Origin of the sequence: Bacillus sp. FJAT-22090 (genome assembly GCF_007676755.1) — a bacterium.
In the GTDB taxonomy this organism is placed as follows: Bacteria; Bacillota; Bacilli; order Bacillales_A; family Planococcaceae; genus Psychrobacillus.
Map to the genome: position 1 here is coordinate 1 of NZ_VEBK01000034.1, position 1,740 is coordinate 1,740.

A 1,740-nucleotide genomic window follows, 5' to 3' on the forward strand; every position below is an offset into this window, starting at 1 on the left:
TTGTAGGGTAGGAATCATGCGCCTTATTATGTTTCCATAATAGGTTTCACAATTCCCCCCTCCGAACCGTACGTACACCTTTCAGCGTATACGGCTCTCCAGTTGATTAATCGGAACTTGCTTTTCATGATGTTTATGGTGACAGTCATAACATAGAACTAAAGTTTTTCGGTTTCGTTCAATCATAATTCGTTCTAAATACTTGAGATTTTTCTTTTTCTTCAAGTCTTTTAGTTTTCTTATATGATGAACTTCCATTTGACCTTCAGTTGTCCCACAAGCTTCACATTGGTTTGCTAATAAACGTTTTTCAAACTCTGTCTTGCCCGAGTATTTGTACGTATTCGGGAAAAGGTCTGATTCAGTTGAGTCTGCTTTTATCGCACCTTTAGATTTCGGCATGTCCTTCAATCTTACAAATTGATGCAGAATTTCATTGCCCTTCATATCGTAGCGTACAAGACATAACACACCTTGTTTATGTTTCCTCATACTATTTGCTACTTTTGCCGAGGTACTTCGTCGTTTATTAGCCATCGTCTTGATAAAACTACTCTCTGCTAAGTAGAATAACCTATCCAAGTGATGATAGTTATTTGCTAGTTTGTAATAGTTTGCGATGCCCCGCAGTTCCGCATTGTAGGTCATGACTATTTCTAGCTCCGAATTGTTAATGAGCTTTGTCCTATGCGTAATCTTGAAATCGTCTAAATTTCCATAGTTGTTTTTCAACGCGAAATCTTTTATTTTCTTTGAAGGGATTTCTAGCTTAATCCCACCCGATAAGGTTCTTTTCTTAATTGGCTGTCCGTGATTTTTATATTTTACACGTTTTACTTTCACTTCTTGCCATGTTCGGAATTCATACCCTAAGAAAGGGACGGGATTTTCTAGATGTGTAACAAGTGTCTTTTCTTCACTTAGTTCAAGCGCCAATTCTTCTTCAAGAAATCTTCCTACTACTTCTTTTATCTTTATTGCATGCTCTTTGTTGCCTGCAATTCCAACAACAAAATCGTCCGCATATCGTACATATTTCATCCTTCGATAGTTTTCGTCCATCGGATCAACAGACGGGACTGTCAGGCTTTTCCTTTTTATGTCTCGAATTTGTTCAACCAACATCGAACGTCCTTCCCAAAGTATATGACCGAATTTATCGTCCATCCTTTGGATTTTCTTTCGGGCAGTGTAGATGCTTGATTTCAATGCCTTCGTCTCTTTACTTCTCTCTCGAAGTCTTCCGCTATCGAATTTCTTCATTTGTTCTTCCATAAACAAGTCAAACTCATGAAGATAGATGTTCGCCAGTAACGGAGAAATAATTCCTCCTTGCGGTGTACCACTGTACGTTTTGTTATACTGCCAATTTTCCATTACGCCACATTTTAATGCATTATGGATAAGTAGTAGAAATCTTCTATCGTCAATTTTTTTAGAAATCAACTTAAGTAATACATTGTGATTGATATTATCAAAGAACCCTTTAATGTCCCCTTCTATACACCAAGTCAATCCTTTCCACGTATTTTTGATTTGAGATAAAGCTGTGTGACAACTTCTCTCCTCTCTAAATCCGTGTGAATTACTTGAGAAGACGGGTTCGTAAGCATTGTTTAATATCATTCTCATTACTTCTTGGACAAGTTTATCCCTAAAATTTGGCACTCCCAATGGCCGCTTCTTACCATTAGATTTTGGAATATAGACCCTTCTTACAGGCGAGAAACGGAATGTACC

Annotated in this window: 1 protein-coding gene; it reads right to left on the reverse strand. The window is 37.6% G+C overall.

The genetic code is table 11. From position 1 onward, the window contains the following. Window positions 1–81: 81 nt before the first annotated feature. The coding region (locus tag FS486_RS19830) for a reverse transcriptase/maturase family protein (RefSeq protein WP_144514028.1) at window positions 82–1,740 on the reverse strand (1,659 nt) is incomplete at its 5' end.